This window comes from Lyngbya sp. CCY1209 (assembly GCF_055795065.1).
In genome coordinates, this window is record NZ_JAYFER010000361.1 from 1 (window position 1) to 240 (window position 240).

Consider the following 240-nt stretch of genomic DNA (forward strand, 5'->3'; position numbering starts at 1 on the left):
TCCTGTCCCGATTGAGCCGCTTGATAGATACGTTTTTGCAACTTGAAAACCATCCGCTGAACTTTCGCCCAATTGATAATTCTCCATGCATTCTTAGTGACCGTTGGTTTCGGTTTGCCGAATCCTTTGGTTTGACTAGACCTCGCCATTATTGCTATTCAAGTCTCCATCTTACGTCTGAACCGTGACCCGTCTGCATATCTCGAACATTACATCCAAGCATTAGCTTCTGGTCACATC

At 45.0% G+C, this 240-nt stretch carries 1 protein-coding gene; it reads right to left on the minus strand.

Annotated elements, in window-relative coordinates:
• Nucleotides 1-149 (minus strand): reverse transcriptase N-terminal domain-containing protein (locus AC0QHF_RS10215; RefSeq protein WP_324704101.1); only part of this gene is annotated, 149 nt, incomplete at its 3' end.
• Nucleotides 150-240: the final 91 nt, after the last annotated feature.